The 17805-nt window shown below is 43.2% G+C and carries 16 protein-coding genes; 4 read left to right on the forward strand and 12 right to left on the reverse strand.

Annotated features, from left to right (window positions below; translation table 11 throughout):
* The first annotated feature begins 18 nt into the window (after positions 1 to 18).
* Positions 19 to 957 carry a cysteine synthase A gene (cysK, locus tag G476_RS0114375; RefSeq protein WP_026690722.1) on the forward strand — a complete coding sequence of 313 codons (939 nt, stop codon included), beginning with the start codon at positions 19 to 21 and terminating at the stop codon, positions 955 to 957.
* Between the two features lie 45 nt (positions 958 to 1002).
* Here the strand turns inward: cysK and G476_RS0114380 are convergent, their stop codons facing one another.
* Positions 1003 to 2175: an MFS transporter gene (locus G476_RS0114380; RefSeq protein ID WP_281170456.1), complete on the reverse strand. Its 1173-nt coding sequence runs from the start codon at positions 2173 to 2175 to the stop codon at positions 1003 to 1005.
* A gap of 21 nt (positions 2176 to 2196) precedes the next feature.
* Complete coding sequence (gene pepV, locus G476_RS0114385) at positions 2197 to 3606, reverse strand: dipeptidase PepV (RefSeq protein WP_026690724.1); 1410 nt, start codon at positions 3604 to 3606, stop codon at positions 2197 to 2199.
* Positions 3607 to 4092: 486 nt separating this feature from the next.
* Here pepV and G476_RS0114390 point away from each other — a divergent pair, with 486 nt between their 5' ends.
* Positions 4093 to 4311, forward strand: coding sequence for a DeoR family transcriptional regulator (locus tag G476_RS0114390; protein WP_026690725.1), 219 nt, complete (start codon positions 4093 to 4095; stop codon positions 4309 to 4311).
* Positions 4312 to 4391: 80 nt separating this feature from the next.
* Here the strand turns inward: G476_RS0114390 and G476_RS0114395 are convergent, their stop codons facing one another.
* The 5 genes from G476_RS0114395 to wrbA form a co-directional block, all read right to left on the reverse strand.
* Positions 4392 to 5108: a pseudouridine synthase gene (locus G476_RS0114395; protein WP_026690726.1), complete on the reverse strand. Its 717-nt coding sequence runs from the start codon at positions 5106 to 5108 to the stop codon at positions 4392 to 4394.
* Positions 5098 to 5775 carry a hypothetical protein gene (locus G476_RS0114400; RefSeq protein ID WP_026690727.1) on the reverse strand — a complete coding sequence of 226 codons (678 nt, stop codon included), beginning with the start codon at positions 5773 to 5775 and terminating at the stop codon, positions 5098 to 5100. Before G476_RS0114400 ends, G476_RS0114395 begins: the two co-directional genes overlap by 11 nt.
* A 61-nt stretch (positions 5776 to 5836) precedes the next feature.
* Positions 5837 to 7012 (reverse strand): rod shape-determining protein RodA, encoded by a 1176-nt coding sequence (gene rodA, locus G476_RS0114405; protein ID WP_026690728.1) that lies wholly within the window; start codon positions 7010 to 7012, stop codon positions 5837 to 5839.
* Positions 7013 to 7030: 18 nt separating this feature from the next.
* Positions 7031 to 8251: a putative lipid II flippase FtsW gene (gene ftsW, locus G476_RS0114410; protein WP_026690729.1), complete on the reverse strand. Its 1221-nt coding sequence runs from the start codon at positions 8249 to 8251 to the stop codon at positions 7031 to 7033.
* Between the two features lie 389 nt (positions 8252 to 8640).
* The gene (wrbA, locus tag G476_RS0114415) at positions 8641 to 9261 is read right to left on the reverse strand and encodes an NAD(P)H:quinone oxidoreductase (protein ID WP_026690730.1); all 621 of its coding nucleotides are present in this window, start codon (positions 9259 to 9261) and stop codon (positions 8641 to 8643) included.
* A 289-nt stretch (positions 9262 to 9550) separates the two neighbouring features.
* On the opposite strand from wrbA, the gene G476_RS0114420 reads away from it, so the two are divergent.
* Positions 9551 to 9862 carry a winged helix-turn-helix transcriptional regulator gene (locus G476_RS0114420; protein ID WP_026690731.1) on the forward strand — a complete coding sequence of 104 codons (312 nt, stop codon included), beginning with the start codon at positions 9551 to 9553 and terminating at the stop codon, positions 9860 to 9862.
* A gap of 89 nt (positions 9863 to 9951) precedes the next feature.
* Here the strand turns inward: G476_RS0114420 and G476_RS0114425 are convergent, their stop codons facing one another.
* The 4 genes from G476_RS0114425 to proC all read right to left on the reverse strand — a co-directional run bounded on the left by G476_RS0114425 (position 9952) and on the right by proC (position 14979).
* Positions 9952 to 11589, reverse strand: coding sequence for a putative polysaccharide biosynthesis protein (locus G476_RS0114425; protein WP_026690732.1), 1638 nt, complete (start codon positions 11587 to 11589; stop codon positions 9952 to 9954).
* Positions 11590 to 11842: 253 nt separating this feature from the next.
* The gene (locus G476_RS22945; RefSeq protein WP_051314815.1) at positions 11843 to 13246 is read right to left on the reverse strand and encodes a vWA domain-containing protein; all 1404 of its coding nucleotides are present in this window, start codon (positions 13244 to 13246) and stop codon (positions 11843 to 11845) included.
* A 468-nt stretch (positions 13247 to 13714) separates the two neighbouring features.
* Entirely contained in the window at positions 13715 to 14116 is a 402-nt protein-coding gene (locus tag G476_RS0114435; RefSeq protein WP_026690733.1) for a secondary thiamine-phosphate synthase enzyme YjbQ, read from the reverse strand.
* Positions 14117 to 14178: 62 nt separating this feature from the next.
* Complete coding sequence (gene proC / locus G476_RS0114440) at positions 14179 to 14979, reverse strand: pyrroline-5-carboxylate reductase (RefSeq protein ID WP_026690734.1); 801 nt, start codon at positions 14977 to 14979, stop codon at positions 14179 to 14181.
* Between the two features lie 122 nt (positions 14980 to 15101).
* On the opposite strand from proC, the gene G476_RS0114445 reads away from it, so the two are divergent.
* Positions 15102 to 16382, forward strand: a complete 1281-nt coding sequence (locus G476_RS0114445; protein WP_026690735.1) for a BaiN/RdsA family NAD(P)/FAD-dependent oxidoreductase — start codon at positions 15102 to 15104, stop codon at positions 16380 to 16382.
* Positions 16383 to 16564: 182 nt separating this feature from the next.
* Here the strand turns inward: G476_RS0114445 and hmpA are convergent, their stop codons facing one another.
* Positions 16565 to 17791: an NO-inducible flavohemoprotein gene (hmpA, locus tag G476_RS0114450; RefSeq protein WP_026690736.1), complete on the reverse strand. Its 1227-nt coding sequence runs from the start codon at positions 17789 to 17791 to the stop codon at positions 16565 to 16567.
* Positions 17792 to 17805: the final 14 nt, after the last annotated feature.

A 17805-nucleotide genomic window follows, 5' to 3' on the forward strand; every position in this document is an offset into this window, starting at 1 on the left:
GATGAAAGGATGATGGTGATGAAAGTTGTAGAAAACATGGCCGAACTTATTGGAGATACGCCATTGGTCAAATTGCAAAAGTTAGCGCCTAAAGATGGAGCTGACGTATACCTGAAGCTTGAATTTATGAATCCAAGCGGAAGCGTAAAGGACCGAGCGGCCTTTAATATGATCCTACAAGCGGAAAAAGACGGTCACCTTAATGAAAACAGCGTCATAATTGAACCTACTTCCGGTAATACGGGAATTGGTATTGCCATGAACACCGCTGCTCGCGGGTACAGAACCATTTTAACGATGCCTGACACTATGAGCCAAGAGCGTATTAACTTGCTCAAAGCATACGGTGCTGAAGTGGTGCTGACACCAGGGGATAAAAAAATGCCCGGTGCGATTGAAAAGGCACACGAGCTCGTAAAAGAAATTCCGAACAGCTTTATGCCTATGCAATTTGAAAATGCGGCCAATCCAGACGCTCACCGTAAAACAACGGCACACGAAATTAAAGAAGGCATGGATCAAATCGGAAAGTCCTTAAGCGCATTTGTGGCCGCTTCGGGTACCGGGGGAACGATTACAGGTACAGGAGAAGAGTTAAAGAAATTCTACCCTGATGTGAGTGTACACGTCGTTGAACCAAAAGGATCACCTGTCTTATCCGGTGGAAAACCAGGTCCTCACAAGCTTGTAGGAACGAGCCCGGGATTTGTCCCTCCAATCTTGAACGAAGACGTTTACGGTGAAATTTTCACGGTGACAGATGAAGATGCTTACGATGTGACTCGTCGCCTATCAAAAGAAGAAGGAATTTTGGTCGGTCCATCCTCAGGAGCCGCTTGCTATGCTGCTCTTGAAGTGGCAAAACGCCTTTCACCTGATGATGTGGTCGTTGCCATTGCTTGTGATACAGGCGAACGTTACCTGTCTACAGATTTGTTTGTGTTTGATCAAGAATAAAAAAGAATTCCTATAGGCTGACTGCCTATAGGAATTCTTTTTTTGTTACACTACCCTCTTCTCCATTCTCACCATGACAAGTAACAACATGGCACCAATCAGTGTGGCTACACCGTAAAAGAGGTAAACATAAAGGATGTTTTGCCAGTCGATAAGAAGACCTGCAAAGAACGTAAAGAAAAAGGCGCCTAGTCCATTTCCCACTGCTGCATACAAACTGACTGCTGTAGCTTTTACTTCTTCCGGTGCAAGGTTGCGAACGTATTGAAGCGCCGCTGGAATAAAGAGACCGATACTGAGGCCCTGGATGACCGTTGTCACGTAAATAAGCTCAGGTGAAGGTCCAAGGAAGTAAAAGATCCAGCGCAGCCCAGACACGAAAGCAGCTACAAAGAGGATCACCATTATTCCCTGCCTTTGTATAAGAGCGCCTGCCCACCTCATGAACGGAATCTCACTCCCCGCTGCCAATAAAAAGGCAAGTCCTACGCCTGCTAATGACCCTCCAGCAAATTGGATGAGCAATCCAAAGTAAAAATTGTTCGCCATAATCGGTCCAAACACAAGAAACGTTACAACTAGAAACAAAACAAACTTTGGCACTTTCACAAGCTCTTTTAGTCCTGATAAAAGCTCCACCCTCGGAAGGGCAGATTCTTTTGGCATCTTCACTGCAAAATAAGCACTAATCCATAGGACCAAAGCAAACGCATAAAAGATAACCGATTGACCAAACCAGTCCGAGAGATTTCCCATTACCCAAACAGAAAGGGCAAAGCCGGCTGCTCCCCACATTCGGATTCTTCCATAGTCCCCGCCCCTTTTATGGACATGGTTCATGACCATGCTATCGGACAAAGGGATGATGGCACTTTGAAACAAAGCTAAAAAAGAAGCGATAAAAATAAGAGCCGGATAAAGTTCCGTTGTTACATACATCAACCCGATAGCCCCTGTGCCAATCACGGCTATAGTAAGAAGGATCCGCGGGCTTCTTGTATAGTCACTAAGCATTCCCCAAAGTGGTTGTGCGACGAGCATCGTAATAGGGCCGATAGACATGATAGTCCCGATTTGCCCTCCTGACAAACCGACTTCATTTTGCAAATACACGCTTAAAAGGGGGAACAGCCCCCCGATAGCGAAGAAAGATAAAAAGTAAAACGCTCGCATATGAAAAAGCAAGCGTTTTTCTTGTTGGATAGTTAGATCGTTCACCTGTAACAGCAACCTTTTTTGTTATTTTGCAAGTTCATAGATGGCTTGAGCGTATATGGATGTTGCTTTTAACAAATCTTCAATATGGATCGCCTCATCTGCTTGATGAGCCAAGTCTTCACGTTTAGGGAAAAGCGGACCAAAAGCTACGCCTTCGTTCAGAGACCTGGCATAAGTGCCTCCACCAATCGCTAATAGATCTGCCTCTTCTCCAGTTTGATCTCTATACACTTGAGCCAAGGCCTTAACAAGCTCAGACGACTCTTCGACCATATGAGGGGTTTCATGAGTTTTTACTGTTCCAATGAAGTCTTTCTCATTCAGCTCTTGATCGAGGATCTTTTTTACTCCTTCAAAATCCGCGCCTTTTGGGTAACGGAGATTAATGCCTATCGTGGCCTCTTTTTCTTTTTCATAATGAAGGACACCTAGATTCATTGTCAGGTCACCAAGCTGGTTGTCGCGATGAACAACACCTAGCTTTTCTCCGCGAGAGTCACGAGCAAAACGCTCACCTAATAGAGAAAGAAAGTCTCCCCCAGACTCATTAAAAGAAGCGTTCATCAAAAAGCGAGCAAGTTCCAAGCCCCCGTTGATTCCTTTATCAGGTTCCATTCCATGGACGGATTTTCCTTGAACAAACAATTCCACCTGTTTGTCTGAAATCATCGTCGCTTTTCCTGAAACACGCTCTTCTTTTACAAATGAATCAAACTGTTCTTTTAACGTTTTGGCCGCATCGGATTGAATAAGAGCAACGGCACTTTCTGGTACCATATTTAATCGATGTCCACTTTTAAACGTAATGAGCTCGTGCTCTCCAGTGGGCTCATCGTCCTGAAGCGCTCTTTTATAAAACAAATCACAAATGCCTTTTTCTGAATAAATGATCGGAAAGTCCGCATCAGGTGCAAAGCCCATTTGTGGCATCTCTTCTTCTTTGAAGTAACGATCTACACAGCGCCACTCGCTTTCTTCATCGGTTCCAATGATGAGTCGGACTCGTTTTGAGAGTGGTATGTTCAGTTCTTTTACGAGCTTCAAGGCGTGATAAGCAGCCATTGTCGGTCCCTTATCGTCAATAGCTCCTCTAGCGATGATCTTTCCATCCACAATGTGAGCCCCATACGGATCGACGGACCACCCTTCTCCTTCAGGAACAACATCGATATGACAGAGAATACCAATGATCTCTTTTCCTTCGCCGTATTCGATATGTCCCGCATACCCTTCTATGTCTTTCGTTTTAAATCCGTCATTTTGACTTTTGGTTAAGAGCCAATTGTATGTATCTGCAATTCCTTTTCCGAAAGGTTGTCCAACTCCAGACGTATCAGGGTCAAGGATACTTTTTTTCCTGAGCAATGCTTGTGTATCTGCGATAATAGACTCTTTTCTCTGTTCAACAAGTTCTTTCCATTCGATTGTCATACTCGTCCTCCTTAGTGCTTCCTTCTTTCTAGTATACGTTCTTCTTTGGTTAGTGGGAAGTCACGGGATTATAACAGATTATTTATGGGCCTTTTACATAACTTTAACAAAAAAAAAGCCATTTTTCGCTTTACGAACATATCGTTCTCCGTTAGAATATAGGTCAAAGGAGGGGGACTTCTGGTTGAAATCTGTTCATTGATGATAACTCAGATGCCCGAACTCCAAAGCATGCCCTAACAATCACTTATGAATGACCCTTTTAAAACAGCATTGTTTTAAGCTGAAACTGAAAGGGAAGGACATTAACAGAGCAATACAGCAAACACGAAAAACCTAACAGCTCACCCGACTTCTGGTAAGAGAGTAGCAATTCGATTGTAGTAGTCATCTGTTCAAATCCACGGTCATGAACCACACTCGCACGAATACATATGAAATTGAGCGAGTATTTGGCCGGAAAGTACCTTCATAAGGAGTGGTTTTTTGAAAGCTTCGACTGACCGAATGTTGACAAGGATTAAGTCCATGTACCTTTACATTAAAAAGAGGGGGAACGTCACCACACTGGAACTGGTTGAAGAATTCGGAGCGACTCAGCGCACCGTTCAGCGCGACTTAAACGTGTTAGAGTATAACAACTTAGTAGAAAGCCCCAGTCGAGGGACTTGGGTTGTGACAGAACGAAAAACGAAAGTCTCATAAATTCAATCATAAAAAGGAGATCGAGAACCTTCTCGACCTCCTTTTTATTTAAGATAAATCGGATCATCTAAAACCCCTTATTAGACTTCCTCACCCCTAAGTAAAGCCAACTCCTCATCCGTAAGCTCACGGTATGTACCGGGTTCAAGAGTCTCATCTAAAACAAGAGGACCAATCGTTTCCCGCTTTAAAAACAACACTTTTCTCCCAACTGCTTCAAACATACGCTTGACTTGATGGAATTTCCCTTCCATAATACCAAGCTTAATCTTCAATCCTTCACCTTCATCGAGCACTTCTACGGTTGCAGGTTTTGTCTCATACCCATCGTCCAGCGTAACCCCACTCTCCAATGCTTTGATTTGCTCTTTGTTTAACGGCTCATCAATTGTCGCCACATAGAGCTTCATTACCTTTTTCTTTGGGCTCGTTAGCTGATGAGCAAGCTTACCATCGTTTGTTAAAAACATCAGTCCTACTGTATCTTTGTCCAACCTTCCAACAGGAAAGGGTTCATAAACAAGATCTTCAGGCTCCAGAAGATCAACTACTGTTCGCTCAATTTTGTCCTCAGTAGCTGAAATAACGCCTTGGGGCTTGTTCATCATCAAATAAATGAACTCTTTATAGTCAAGTTCTTCCCCGTGAATCGTGATGCGGTCTTCTTCAGGATTGACATGTGTCTTACCATCCTTTGCCGGTACCCCTTCGACGAGCACACTGCCTTGCTTGAGGAGCTTTTTCACGTCTTTTCTTGATCCGAAACCCATGTTTGCGAGTAATTTATCAAGTCTCATTGTCTTCGATCTCCTTTATTACTTGTTTCCCGAATCCACCCAATTCACCGTCCAAGTAAGCACCGATTACCCCGGGAATAATCTGCCTTGCTCCTTGTTCAATATATTGTGAGTCCACTCCTTGATCTTTCAATTGTTTCTCCAATCGAACAACCGCTTCAATCGCGACCTTCGTAGCAGCTTTGTTAACGTCAAGGACATGTTTTTCATTTCCTCTGACCACGGTAAATTGATTTCCTAATACGTCTGAAACATCTCTGTGATCTCTTTCATGCGGCGAATCAACGACCACAAATCCCTTGCTGTCTTTTTTTAACTGATCCGCTTGAGTAATGAATTTACAGGGGACTACGTGACTCTGTTTAGGAACGTGGTTTTCAACATCTCTTTTCATCAAAGCCGTTGCAGTGACGTAAAAGCAGGTCTTTGGATGAAAGTATTCCTTGTATTTTTTGATAAAAGGCACAACCTCATTCTTGGGCAAAAAAAGCCACACGCTTTTGTGAGTTCTAAATTGTTCAGGAGCTAACCATTTGATTCGACTGTCTTCCTTACCAACTTCTGTGACTCGCTCTTTTGTTCTTGAAAACACATATACTTCTTGGTGTTGAGGCATTGCAGATAGAACGGATTGAGCTAATTTCCCTAACCCGACAAAGGCAGTCATCACACACTCCCTCCCATTATCTGTAAAAAAAGAGAGTTGTTAAGAACAACCCTCTTTACATTTAATGATCTTCGCCAAACATATAATGTTTTGTCCGAATATTGACGTTTAACACAATTCCTACCGCAATCATATTGGTCAGTAAGGCGCTTCCTCCGTAACTGATAAACGGTAAAGCCAGACCCGTAATTGGCATTAGCCCAATGGTCATTCCGATATTTTGGAAGACTTGGAACACGAGTAAGCCTACCACACCAGCCACTAAGTAGGACCCGAATGTGTTATTGCAACTAAACGCGATGATGACCATGCGATACAAAAGAAGGAAGTAAACAACGATTAGTACCGTAGCTCCCACAAACCCGAATTCCTCACCAATTACTGTAAAGATAAAATCCGTATGAAGCTCAGGAATTTCTCCTCCTTGAGATTTCGCCCCTTGTGTAAAGCCCATTCCATATAGTTGTCCAGCTCCGATTCCTTGAAGGGCGTGGAAGAGCTGGTACCCAAGACCACTCGTATCACCCATAGGGTCTAGCCACGCATAGATTCTGTCTAGCTGGTGCCCTTTGATGAAGATCGAAAAGATATGAAAAAAGTAGTTGTGCAATATCACCAAAAACGAAAGACCTGCTACAACTATGGACGTTAAGAGCCCGATCATCCGCCATGTAACTCCCGACATCAAGACCATCGTCATCATAACCGCTGCAATGACCAATGCCGTTCCCAAGTCAGGTTGAATGAGAATAAGAAAGAACGGTGGCAAACCAACTGCCGCCACTTTTCCGATGATTTTCAAATCACCCATGAACGTCTTTTCTTTCGGTCCTTGAGTGATATGATACAGCAAATGAGCTAAAGCAATAATCACAAAAATTTTCACGAATTCCGATGGCTGAAACAAAAAGTAATCGGGGTGCCCGATCCATCTTTGTGCACCATTTCGATTAATACCGAAAAATTGGACGAGTAAGAGTAGAAACATCCCAAAACCATACAATGGGATGGAGAAATTCTTAAACATTTCATAATCGATACTCATGGCTGCAAGCATGAGTATCGTACCAATGGCAAACCAAACGACTTGTCGTCGAACGAAGAACGTTGGGTCAAGTTGTGCATATTGTTCCGTTGTCCCACTGTATATAGCCATTAAACTGATACACATAAGAACAAACAAAAGGAAAAGCAATGTAAAATCAAGTTGTTGTAACGAAGATTTCCGTTCTTCCATCTATTATCCACCTACATTTTATCTCGTAAACTGCCGAACAGGTCGGAGTGGCGTGACATTTGAAGACGCAGCGGCTACTTCTTGTTCTGCCTCTTCGTACTCTGCCTCACTACCCAATCGCTCAGAACGTTCTTTTTCAGTTTTTCTTGAGATATTTGCTAAAATTCCGAGCGACATAAACGTAACCATTAATGAGGACCCTCCGTAACTGAGTAACGGAAACGGAATTCCTGTGATTGGGAGTAACCCGCTCACAGCCCCTGCGTTAAAGAGAATTTGAATGGCCATTTGAAAAACAATACCAAAAGCAAGAAGACTGCCAAAGGCGTCGCGACATCGTGCCCCGATTACAACACCTCTCATGATAATTACACTCAAGCACGCAAACACGAACAAAATGCCTAAAAGACCAAGCTCCTCACTTACAATAGCAAGGATAAAGTCTGTATGTGCTTCCGGCAAATAAAACAATTTCTGTACACTTTGACCAAGGCCCGCACCGGTCACTCCACCATGGGCAATGGCGATATAAGACTGGATAAGTTGATACCCGTCTGCGAAGCTATGTTCGAAAGGATCGCGAAAACCGATGATACGATTCATACGATATTCAGCTGAGCGGGCGTAATAAACAATCGCTATCGCACCCAGCCCACCGATCCATCCAAGATGAAGAAGTCTTGCTCCTGAGCAAAATACAATCAGACCGGCTACGGCAACTATGGATGTGGCCGTTCCTAAATCAGGTTGAAGCATGATCAATCCAAATAGAAAACCTACTACAAATAGTGGTGGTAATAAGCCCTTGAATAAGTCATTTATGTAAGCCTGTTTTTTGGAATAGACATAAGCAAGATAAATAATGACAGCAAGCTTTACAAATTCGGAAGGCTGTATACGAAACGCTCCTGCCCCAATCCACCGTTGAGCCCCGTTCACGTTTATTCCGAGTGGCGTTATGACAAGCAAGAGTAAAATAACCGACCCTAAAATGAGAAGCGGTGTCAACTTCCTGAAGTGGCGATACGGAAAGAACATCAAAAATAAAAATAACACCGTTGAGACCGCAAGCCACATTAGCTGACGTTCAAAGAAATAGGCATAATTTCCGTCGGGTAACTCGTACCCTCTTACAAAGCTTGCACTGTAAACCATGATTAGACCAAAAGCCGAAATTAATGCAAGCGTCACGACCAAGATCCAATCAATATGAAACCGTTTTTTAGACGTTTCTCCCACGCCCTCACCACCCTTTTTTCTGTCTTTATATTCATTCATTTCTTCTCACAGTCTATTCTCAGTTCTTCAATTATAGCAGAGTCCACCCTTGCTAGAAAGGGACTAGACGCCTGTAATCATGAGAAAATAAGGAAAAATAAACACTAGCGCGAAAAGAGGAATGATAGGGAGAAAACGGTGTCACCTCATGACGTATCATAGATTTTCTTCGGAAGAGATATACAATGACTATTCGGTCTTCGAATCATTCAACCATTTCTACTATTTTATATTGAGTTATGATTTTTTTCTATGTGCATCCTTACTAGGGTGAAAATGGAAAAATCGGGATGAAAAGAGCTACACAAAAAAAACCGACGGATCACTCCGTCGATTTTTTTTTGCTTTATTTATCCACGCAAGGACTTCGATACACTTGCTACGCGCTTACCAAGGCGCTTTGCCATCGTAAGGTCTCTTTCATCCGGCTGATTGCTGCCATCTGGTCCGGCAACCGTGGAAGCGGCATAAGGTGAACCACCAATCCCGTCCGTTGTAAGTTGCTCGGGGTTTTCGCCGTATGGTAAACCTACGTAAATCATTCCAAAGTGCAATAGTGGAATGAGGGTCGTAATAGCCGTTGTTTCTTGACCTCCGTGAATCGAACCACTACTAATAAAAGTAGAAGTTACTTTCCCTTCTAAATCGCCATTCATCCATAAGCCACCTGCTGAGTCGATGAATTGTTTCATTTGTGCAGGCATCGAACCGTATCGAGTCGGAATTCCCCAGACGATTCCATCCGCCCATTTAAGGTCATCGTGTGTTGCAACTGGCAAGTCATCTTGGTTGTCTTGAGCTTGAACGTAAGCATCCTGACCTGACATCGCTTTTTTTACTTCGTCAAATTCAGCTATGCGGACAATTTTCACTTCTACGCCTTCAACTTCTTGCGCCCCCTCTGCTACTGCCTTTGCCATTGTGTGAATGTGCCCATACGCACTGTAAAAAGGAATTAATATTTTAGTCAATGTAAATCTCTCCTCTTTTGCTTGAGTTTATTTAACTCCCTTTTCGGGAGGTATATCAGATACATAAGGGGATATTCCACCTTCTAACGAAAACTAAACGTCTTTTAAAAAATAAGTTAATTTATTTTTTAATGTTACTTACTTATAGTTAGTATATTAGGTTAACACCTATCAAATGTCAAGGAAAATATGTTATACTTGATCACAAGTGAGAGTAGTCTCCCCTTGAAAAGGGTATAAAGACGTTGAGCTTCCCTTTTCTGTGATTACTCGAAGGAGATGAAAAATGATGGAACAACATCATCTTTGCCCTAAATTCGAATCTGCGTTTCAACTGTTAGGCAAGCGTTGGAACGGATTGATTATACGTGTACTTATGACCGGACCAAAACGGTTCCGCGAAATATCCGCTGTAATTCCGAATATGAGTGACAAAATGCTTGTTGAACGATTAAAGCAGTTGGAGAACGAAGGCGTTGTGAAAAGAGACGTGTATCCTGAAACACCGGTGAGAATTGAATATGTGCTCACGGAAAAAGGACAATCTCTTGAAGGTGCAATGGATGCCTTCCAATCATGGGCTGAAAAATGGATGAACTAACAAACGTCCCCGCAAAAGTTGCGGGGACGTTTTTGTATAAAAAAACCCATTGACCACGATGGCCAATGAGTCTTTCTTTTAAACTCTACTTATGCATCTTCGCTAGCTTTCCGTTTTCTTTGTAAGAACTTGAAACGATGCCCCAGAATCATCCCAGCAAGACCAGAGCGTATGCCAAGGAATCCGTAAATGGCGATACCAGCTCCAATGGTGAGCGGTAAAATAATGAATGTCGCTCCTCTTGTATCCATCGGTAAAGCAAGTTGAATGAGCATATTAAGCCCCCAAACAACGATTCCCATAGCAGTTGCAAAACTTCCTATAAGAATCATTCGTTTAAAGAGTAATTGATAGCTGTATTCCGCATACTTTCCAATAGCCCAGGCATTGACCCCGACTGCAGCCGAATAGCCAAGCGCTGTTGCATATACGGCACCTACAGGACCTACCCATCCAATGAACAGAGCATTCGTTACAAATTTTAGGATGATACCTGCCGATAGTGCGATAACTGCATATTTTTGTTTGTTGATTCCTTGAAGCAAGGAAGAGGTAACAGCAAAAATAGAAAACAAAACAGCCACAGGGGCATAATGCCTAAGCATTTCCCCACCTATAGCCAAGTCTTCCAGTCCAAAAAGTGCACCGTAAGCAGGATATGCAAGCACGGCCAAGCCGACGGAAGCGGGAACACTCAAAAACAAAATAATTTGGTACGTTTGAGTAATATGCCTTTGAAGACGATCTTTTTCATTGTTCACAAACGCACTCGTCACTGTTGGAAGGATTGCTAGAGACATGGCCGTTGCAAGTGCTACCGGAATTAAAATCAACTTGTGAGAAGCCTGTATGAACGCACCGAAATATTTATCAATCGTTTGTCCATCGAATCCCAAGTTGATCAATGCATTATTAAACGTAAATAAATCAACCATTTGATATAAGGGAATTGACAATCCCACAAACGAAATTGGCAGAGCATAGCGTAATAGCTCTTTATACATCGTTGTTAAAGGAAGCTGATGGTCTGTGGTACTTTCCTCTACATGTTTTTTAAAGTTGTCACGACGCTTATACCAATAAATCATTAAAACAGCTAAACCACCCAAGGCTCCGACAAACGCCCCGAATGTGGCAAAACCAACAGCTGTTCCTAATTCCCCGTTCCACACATTGATAATTAAAAAGGTTAAAAGCAAAATGAAAATAATACGTACGATTTGTTCAATCACTTGTGAAACCGCAGTTGGTCCCATGGATTGAAACCCTTGGAAATAACCGCGAATCAAAGACATAACAGGAACCACCAAAAGGGCGACACTTACCATACGTATCGTAAAGACGGCATCTGATATGGAGTTTCCTTGAAGATCATCTGGATCGAGAACACTCGTTGCGATAACAGGTGCCAAAAAGAATAGCACTAGAAAAGCAACAAATCCCGTCACACCCATGACTACCAATCCAGACTGAAACAACCGTTGTCCGGTACGGTAATCTCCTAGTGCGTTGTACTTCGATACAAACTTTGATACCGCTAAGGGAATCCCAAGCGTGGCTAAGCTAAGTAAAACCGTATAGGGTACATATCCATATGAGTATAAAGCCAGTCCTTCAAGACCGACAATCGCTTGAAAGGGAAAGATATAAATAAGACCAAGCATCTTCGATATAAAAATGGAGGCTGTTAAAATCATCGTCCCCCGAATCAAATTACGTTCAGACATCTTCACTACCTACCAATCATTGAATTTAAACACTGCTAGCATTTTATCATACTTCCCAAAGAAAGTGTGCGGGGTCTGTCCCCTGAACAATACTCAATAGGTATTGACAAGGATTGACCCCTCTATATAGATAACAAGAATGGATGCAACGATAGGCATTCCCCACAACCTTACATAATTGTTCAGGGGACAGATCCCGTCACTTAATAAAAAACGAAGGAGGCCCCCTTTTTCGCAGGGCCTCCTTGTAGTGTTATTTGTTATAGTACTCCGACCATTTTTCATTTCCGAGATGATAGACTTCTCTCCACCTGTCGATTCCTTCATTGTAGGCATTCGACCAGTTTTCAACCCCGGTATTGTAGCCGTAGCTCCAATTCTCATTCTTCCGATTGTAAAACCTACTCCACAGGTCTCTTCGGACCGAAGATTCAATCTGCTCTTCTTCAACAAGTCTGTCAATAATGACCTGGGCATTGGCCCACTCATCATTTGATTTTTCCATAATGGAGTCTTTCAACTCATTTGCCTGGTCTTTAAGCTCTGCACTTCGTTCATTTACTTCATCCATGGCCGCACGCTTCCACTCATTCCAGGCGTCCATCATCCTGCGATATTCTTCTTCCCAATAGCTTTCGAGTTCCTGCTTGGAATCTACAAATGTGAACTCGCCGTTTCCTGCTTCAGCTACATCAATCAAACTCTGATAATCATCGTCTTCCACTTGAAATCCAATTATATTGATGATTGGCTCAATATCCTGATCGACCAGTTCCTGCGCTGCTTTTACCGGATCACCGCCGCAAGTTTCAATCCCATCGCTGACGATATAGACGATAACGTCTGTTGCATCTTCTGGTATATCATCCTGGGAGTCTTCAATCGCTTTAGCAATCGGTGTCCAACCGACTGCATCCACGTCATCAAGAACCTCACTCAATGCATCTGCATCGGTTTCTCCATGATAAATCGTATCTGTAGAACTGCAGGACAGTTCTTTACCCGCATTCGTGTTATCGCCTTCGTGTCCATAAACACGGAGGGATGTGGTGCTGTTTTCAGGTAGCGTCGCTACAAAAGCTTCAATGGCTTCTTTCGCTTCATCCATACGCGTCCCGCTCTGGTTTCTGGCGTTCATGCTCCCGCTTGCATCAAGCAGAATGGAGAAGTGGGACGTTGAAGGAAGTTCATCTTCATCTGGCGCCTCTTCTTCCGGCGTTTCAGAATCCACTTCAATATCCGGGTTAAAGGCGATGACCTGTTCAACATCTTCATAATAAGGCTCGTGAATAAGGCTCAAAATCGCTTCGAATGCCTCTTCCTCGCTCGTGTGTTCATCGATGTGAGAAAGCTCCTCCATTACAGCGTCAGCATCAAATTGATCTCCGTGGTAAGGACCTTCCATTCTCATCAATTTTTCTTCAACGTCCGTAAGCTCCCGTGATAAGTCTGAGATTTCGTAATACTCAGGCTCTAAAGGTTCCTGAGCTTCCCCACCATCATCAGCTTCCTCCTGATTCTCCCCGCCGCTCTCGTCTTCTTCAACGGCTGTACTTTCTTCCCCTAGCACTTCATCTTCAATGACTTCCTGATCCCCATCTGATGAACAGGCACTTAACAGTATCAAGAGACCAGCGGCTAAAAAACGATACTTCATCCCAATTCCCTCCAGCTATATCATTTTCATCAAGGCATTTATATCATTCATTGTTCGCTATATGGGCTTTTACTAGGACCGGCCTGGCTTTATGGCCTGTACCGTCTCCTGACGCATCAACTTGCATACCCCAAGGAAAATGAACAACAGCCTTTTATAATACGTTCAACAAAAGTGATACTAACATAATTATCCAAAAAAATCGTGAGTGAATTTAACTATTCACTTGCTCTAAATGGCTATAAGAAAGGTCGAATGGCCTACTGAACTAATAATAATGGCTCAAAACGCTACTTATCTGACCCTTACTAAATCCCCATTACCCTTCTTTTACTGTTTTTACCTTTAAAATTACAATTTTCTAAAAAATAATCTGGAAAAGTTTCGAGTCTGTGGCCTTACCAATAGAACCCCCACCACTCCACAAGAAAAAGAGCCGACGGGTTTGTCGGCTCTTTTTCTTATGGATCATCCTTCAATTGTTTTGAAGTAACACTTTCTCGTACGCGGTCCGTCGAATTCACAGAAGTAAATCCCTTGCCATGTTCCAAGGATGAGATTCCCGTTTTGGATGATCACGGGCTGTGAACTACCAACAGTGCTCGCTTTCAAGTGAGATGCTGTATTTCCTTCTGCATGACGGTATTTAGGGTGTTCCCAAGGATACACTTCATCAAAACGCATGAGCATATCGTGCTTGACATCCGGGTCTGCATTTTCATTTATCGTAATTCCTGCTGTTGTATGAGGGCAATACACATAAACGATCCCCTCTTGTACTCCTTGCTCTTTTACATAAGCCTCAACTTGGTTTGTTATATCAATCATTTCATCTCGCCCGTTTGTTTGAATCGTAATTTGTTTAACCAAAGTAAACACGTCCTTTATGAGCCTGTTTCCTTTACTATTCCTCAAAAGAGAGACTTGTTAAACTATTCACCACGAGCGTGAGCATTCGTTGCTTTAACAGCAGCTTTGATGGCTTCTTTATACTTTCTTTCATTCAACACTTCCAAACCAGCAGCTGTGGAGCCACCTGGTGAAGCGACTTGATCTCTTAAATCTTGTGGGGAGTGCCCTGCTGCTAACATAGCCGCTGAGCCACTCAGCATTTTCGTTACAAGCGACCTCGCTTGTTCTGGAGTTACACCATTTTCAACAGCCGCCTCTTCCATCGCTTCTACGAACGCATAAACAAACGCTGGCGCACTTCCTGTTACTGCGGTTAGATCGTGAACTTGTTGTTCACTCAGCTCCGCCGACTCACCAATGGCTTCTAGGATAAACGCAATCATGTCACGGTGCTCAGGGTTTACGTGATGTCCACATGTAAATGTTGAAATGGACTCACCAATTTGAGCTGCCGTATTAGGCATAATCCAACAAACCGGAGTACCCTTTGGAAGTCTTTCTTCCATAAAAGTCGTATCAATGCCGGCTGCCACTGTCACGACCAGTTGACCATCAATAATGTTTCCAAGACGTTTTAAAATCTCATCGTGAGTGGAAGGTGGTGAAGCTAGAAAAATCACATCGTGATCAGCCACTTCTTCTTCCCAGTTTGAAGACGCATGGACACCGTAACGCTCTTTGAGGGTATCAAGCCGCCCTCTGTCTTGACGATTTGTTAATGTGATTTTTTCAATTGCCGGATGGCGCTGCTTTAAAATACCTGAAAGGACAGCTTCAGCCATACGACCGGCACCAATCATTAGGATTCGAGTTGGTCTCATGCGTTCTTCACTCCTTATTAGCTTTTAATTAAAATATCATGAGTTTACGATTTAGAAAAGTATGCTAGACTAAAAAATAATGAAAAAATGGAACTTTTTTGTTTAGAAAGCAGGCGTTAACCATGAACAAAGAAAATTTTGATGTGATTGTCATCGGTGGAGGACCATCCGGTTTGATGGCTTCTGTCTCTGCCGCAGAACACGGTGCCAAGGTTCTCCTTCTAGATAAAGGATCGAAGCTTGGTCGTAAACTTGCCATTTCAGGAGGCGGTCGGTGCAATGTAACCAATCGTGCCGATGTAGAAGAAATCATTAAACACATCCCAGGAAACGGTCGCTTCATGTACAGCCCTTTCTCGGTCTTTAATAACGAGGACATCATCTCCTTTTTTGAAAACTTAGGAATTGAACTCAAAGAAGAAGACAGAGGACGAATGTTTCCCGTAAACGATAAAGCCATCACGGTTGTAAGAACCCTTCTTGAGCGTATTGATTCTCTAAAAGTGGATGTGCGAACGAACACTGAGGTAGCCGACGTACTTTATCACGACGATCGTGTTGAAGGGGTCAAATTAAAAAACGGCGAATACATTACCGCAACAAATGTGATTATTGCCGTCGGAGGCAAGTCCGTCCCCCACACAGGAAGCACCGGGGATGGATACCCTTGGGCAAAAAAAGCTGGACATACTGTCACGGACCTGTACCCAACAGAAGTACCGATTACGTGTAACGACAAACTTATTAAAGATAAAACGTTACAAGGATTGTCCTTACGAGATATTGAACTAAGCGTGATTGATCCGAAGAAAAAGAAAGGGATTGTCACTCACGATGGGGACATGATCTTTACCCACTTTGGAATCTCCGGTCCTGCAGCTCTTCGTTGTAGCCAATATGTTGTGAAAGCAAGAAAGAAGCATAAAGGAAAGGACGTTCCCCTTGAGGTGAATTTGTTTCCGGACAAGCGAGGAAATGACGTCATCGAGGACATCGATCGTTTCCTTAAATCGGAACCGAAAAAAGCCGTTAAAAATGCTCTAAACGGTTGGGTACCTGATCGGATGCTTACGGCTCTTTTTGAATTGTCCGGTGTGGACCCGCAACTTACTCAGGCGAATGTATCAAAAGAGAACATCCGTGATTTAGCCAACTTGGCTCAGCACTTCCCCCTTTCAGCCAACGGCACTTTGTCGATCGAGAAAGCGTTTGTTACAGGAGGCGGAGTGAGCGTAAAAGAAGTCCAGCCAAAACGGATGGAATCCAAGTTTAAGCACGGTTTGTTTTTCTGCGGAGAAGTCTTAGACCTTCATGGCTATACAGGTGGCTACAATATCACTGTCGCGTTCTCAACCGGGTATACAGCCGGTCGTGCAGCAGCGATGAATTTGTGGGAAGAATAGGACTGAGCGAGGCAACTCGATTGATAAATCTCAAAGTCGATGAACAAATCGGGTAACTCGATCGATAAATTCCAAAGTCGATGAATAAACACGGTAACTCGATTAATAAATTCTCTCTGCAAAAAAGAATACTTCCTAAAGAAAGAGTCTCGCCCATTAGCGAGACTCCTTTTTTCAATTATCTATTCCCCAAGCGATCCCCCTGGAGAGAAGAATTCGTAATGAATGCGACCTTCGGAAATCCCCATTTCCTTTAACGCACTGAACACTGCTTTCATAAACGGTTCCGGCCCGCACAAGTAAAAGTCGGAATCGCGCGTTTGTAAATTCTCTTCCAAAAATGTTCGATCGATAAATCCTGATCCTTTTACATACTCACCGCCACCAGCCTCTTTCTCATAGCAAACCCCGTACTTAAGATGATCGTGATGCTTTGCCAAACTCACCAGGTGGTCATGAAACGCATGCTCTTTCTCACTTCTAGCCCCGTGAAGATACGTAATTTCTCGATCCGTTCCCCTCTTCGTCAGGTGATTTACCATACTTATGAGCGGTGTCATCCCTACCCCACCGCTAATAAAGACAACAGGACGATCTGATGATTCATCCAACGTAAAGTCACCAGCTGGTGCCGTAAGAAGGAGCGTATCTCCTTCACTTAGTTCTTCGTGAAGATAGTTGGACACTGCTCCATCAGGGTGGAGAGGACTTCCTCCTTCTTTTTTAACACTGATTCTTAAGTAATCGTTTCCTGGGGCGTCCGAGAGACTATATTGCCTCATTTGTTTAAAGCGGCTGTTGATCGGCTGAACCTGTACCGAGGTGTATTGGCCCGGTTTAAAATTAGGTAACGGTTTTTCATCCACTGGTTTTAAGTAGAAGGATGTAATGACGCTACTTTCCGGAATTTTTTTATCAAGGATGAACGCCCTAAACCCTGACCATCCCCCAATTGGCGCAGATGCTTCCTCATACATTTCTTTTTCCACATTAATAAAGATATCAGCAATGATGCCGTACGCTTCTGCCCATGCTTGAATCACTTCTTCTACTTGAGGAGACTCGCCCAAGACCTCTCGCATCGCCTCTAGCAGGTACTTTCCGACAATCGGGTAATGCTCAGGTAATACGTTCAAACTTCGATGTTTGTGAGCAATTTGCTTTACTGCAGGAAGCAGTTCTTCCAGGCGTTCAATATTAACAGCCGCAGCATACAATGTGTTTGCCAGGGCCATAGGTTGTTTTCCTTTTTTCTGATGGGTTTCATTGAATATATTCAGTAACTCCGGGTGTGCTTGAAACAAGTTGTGATAAAACGTTTGCGTCACTTTTTCACCATGCTCTTGAAGAATTGGTGCAGATGCTTTCACAATCTCTTTAGACTGGGTACTCAATGTATTTGCGCTCATTTTGGATCCCCTTT

It is taken from the genome of Alteribacter aurantiacus DSM 18675, from assembly GCF_000429705.1.
Lineage (GTDB): Bacteria > Bacillota > Bacilli > Bacillales > Salisediminibacteriaceae > Alteribacter > Alteribacter aurantiacus.